The organism is Streptomyces sp. NPDC050564 (assembly GCF_044457265.1).
Taxonomy (GTDB): Bacteria; Actinomycetota; Actinomycetes; order Streptomycetales; family Streptomycetaceae; genus Streptomyces.
The window spans coordinates 153,442-156,044 of record NZ_JBITGS010000027.1 but is presented as its reverse complement, the minus strand read 5'-3'; the positions used below and the strand labels follow the sequence as shown (position 1 = coordinate 156,044).

Annotated in this window: 2 protein-coding genes and 1 rRNA gene; all 3 read left to right on the top strand. The window is 70.0% G+C overall.

Features of this window, described 5'->3' with window-relative positions:
- The first annotated feature begins 177 nt into the window (after window positions 1–177).
- The 3 genes from rrf (at window position 178) to ACIBK0_RS35510 (ending at window position 2,459) form a co-directional block, all read left to right on the top strand.
- Window positions 178–294: ribosomal RNA gene (gene rrf, locus ACIBK0_RS35520) — 5S ribosomal RNA — on the top strand.
- 543 nt (window positions 295–837) lie between these two features.
- Window positions 838–1,740 carry a hypothetical protein gene (locus tag ACIBK0_RS35515; protein WP_399088923.1) on the top strand — a complete coding sequence of 301 codons (903 nt, stop codon included), beginning with the start codon at window positions 838–840 and terminating at the stop codon, window positions 1,738–1,740.
- Window positions 1,632–2,459, top strand: coding sequence for a hypothetical protein (locus tag ACIBK0_RS35510; RefSeq protein WP_399088921.1), 828 nt, complete (start codon window positions 1,632–1,634; stop codon window positions 2,457–2,459). Before ACIBK0_RS35515 ends, ACIBK0_RS35510 begins: the two co-directional genes overlap by 109 nt.
- Window positions 2,460–2,603 lie beyond the last annotated feature (144 nt).

The window sequence follows — 2,603 nt, the reverse complement described above, 5'->3', positions numbered from 1 at the left end:
GTTGATAGGCCAGATCTGGAAGGCGGGTAACCGCTGGAGGTGACTGGTACTAATAGGCCGAGGGCTTGTCCTCAGTTGCTCGCGTCCACTGTGTTAGTTCTGAGACAACGACCGTTGTCGGCTTTGAGCAGAACATTCAACTGAAGAGTGTGCTTGTTCGCTCGAAACCATTAGGGTTTCGGTGGTCATAGCGTGAGGGAAACGCCCGGTTACATTTCGAACCCGGAAGCTAAGCCTTACAGCGCCGATGGTACTGCAGGGGGGACCCTGTGGGAGAGTAGGACGCCGCCGAACAATATTTGGAGGACCTCTGGTCCCAGCGACTCGCTGGGACCAGAGGTCCTTTTTTGTTTTTCCGAAGCGCGCCGGGTACTCGGCTGCGCGAGAATGACTTGCGGTACCGAAGACAGGAGTCACCCATGTCCACCAACTCTCCCGATGAGCGACCCGAGCGCGACCAGCGCCGCCGGGACAGTGGTGACCGCGGCGGCTATCGCGGGGGCCCGCGCCGCGACAACGACCGGGGCGGGTCGGACCGGGGCGGCTATGGCCGGCGTGACGACCGGCGTGACGACCGCCGCGACGGTGATCGCGGTGGCGACCGCGGCGGTGTCCGCCGTGATGACAGCCGTGGTGGCGGTGGCTTCCGCGGCCGTGACGATCGGCGAGAGGGCGACCGCGGCGGTCGCCCGCCGTTCCGCCGTGACGACCGCCCCAGCGGGCCGCGCCGTGACGACCGCCCCAGCGGGCCGCGCCGTGACGACCGCGACCGTGGGTACCGCCGTGACGGCGACCGTCCGGCCTTCCGTCGTGACGATGCCAGTGGCCCGCGCCGCGATGACGACCGCGGTGGTTTCCGTCGTGATGACCGTCGTGACAGTGGTGATCGCGGGGGCTTCCGCCGCGACGACAACCGTGGCGGCGGCGGCTTCCGGCGTGAGGACCGCAGGGACGACCGGCGTGATGACCGTCGGGGCGATGACCGTGGTGGTTTCCGTCGTGATGACCGTCGTGACAGTGGTGATCGTGGTGGCTTCCGCCGCGACGACAACCGTGGCGGTGACTTCCGGCGTGACGACCGCAGGGACGACCGGCGCGACGATCGCCGCGGCGACGACCGGGGCTTCCGTCGCGACGGGGACCGTCCGGCTGTCCGGCGTGACGACCGTCGTGACAGTGGTGATCGCGGGGGCTTCCGCCGCGACGACAATCGTGGCGGCGGCGGCTTCCGGCGTGAGGACCGCAGGGACGACCGGCGTGATGACCGTCGGGGCGATGACCGTGGTGGTTTCCGTCGTGATGACCGTCGTGACAGTGGCGATCGTGGTGGCTTCCGGCGGGACGACCGTGGTGACCGCGGCGACTTCCGGCGTGACGACCGCCGCGAAGGCGACCGTCCGCCCTTCCGCCGTGACGACAGGCGGGACGACCGCCGTGACGACCGGCGTGAAGACAGCCGGGGCGGCGGCTTCCGTGGTCGCGACGACCGCGGACGCGGTGGTCCGCGTCGTGACGACCGGGGCGGGCGCCCCGGCGGCTTCCGCGGCCGTGATGACCGCAGGGGCGACGACCGGCGCGGTGGCGGCCGTTTCCGTGACGAGCGGGACCGTGACCGTGAGCCGATCAAGCGGCTGCCGATTCCCGATGACGTCACGGGCGAGGAGATCGACAAGGACGTACGGCAGGAGCTCCAGAGCCTGCCCAAGGGGCTTGCGGAGGATGTCTCCCGGAACCTGGTGATGGTCGCCCGGCTCATCGACGAGGACCCCGAAGGCGCGTACGCGTACGCGAAGATCGCCCTGCGGCTGGCGTCGCGCGTCGCCGCCGTACGCGAGGCGGCCGGTTTCGCCGCGTACGCGAACCAGAAGTTCAGCGAGGCTCTCGCCGAGTTCCGGGCCGCGCGTCGGATGACCGGCAGCGTGGAGCTGTGGCCCGTCATGGCGGACTGCGAGCGCGGTCTGGGGCGGCCCGAGAAGGCGCTGGACATGGCCGGCGCGCCCGAGGTGCAGAAGCTGGACAAGGCCGGGCAGGTCGAGATGCGGCTCGTGGCCGCCGGTGCGCGGCGGGACATGGGGCAGCTGGAGGCCGCCATCGTGACCCTGCAGAGCCCGGAGCTCGCCTCGAACTCCGTACAGCCCTGGACAGCACGTCTGCGCTACGCGTACGCCGACGCGCTTCTCGCGGCCGGTCGTGAGGGCGAGGCGCGGGAGTGGTTCGCCAAGGCCGTCGAGTCCGACAAGGACGGCAGCACGGACGCATCCGACCGGCTCGCGGAGCTGGACGGCGTCGAGTTCGTCGATGCGCTCGTCGAGGATGAGGACGAGACCGGGACCGGGCTTGAGACCAAGGTCGAGGACGAAGACGAAGACGAGGCCGAGGCTCCGAAGGCTGCGCGGGCGTCGTCCGATGGTGAGGGTGACGAAGAGGACGGTTCCGAGGACGACGTTCCTCAGAGCTGACGCCCAGGCGTACTGAGAAGCACACGGGCGGGGGGGGGGCCGGGGGGGGGGGGGCCCCCCCCCGCGGTGTTATAGGGCCGGACCCCCCCACAAAAACCCCCGCGGGGGGGTTTGGGCGGAACACCTCCGAATTGGGGGGGAACG

Coding starts and splice junctions, on each gene's coding strand:
- ACIBK0_RS35515 (WP_399088923.1), top strand. CDS start 838: ATGACGACCGCGGTGGTTTCCGTCGTGATGACCGTCGTGACAGTGGTG.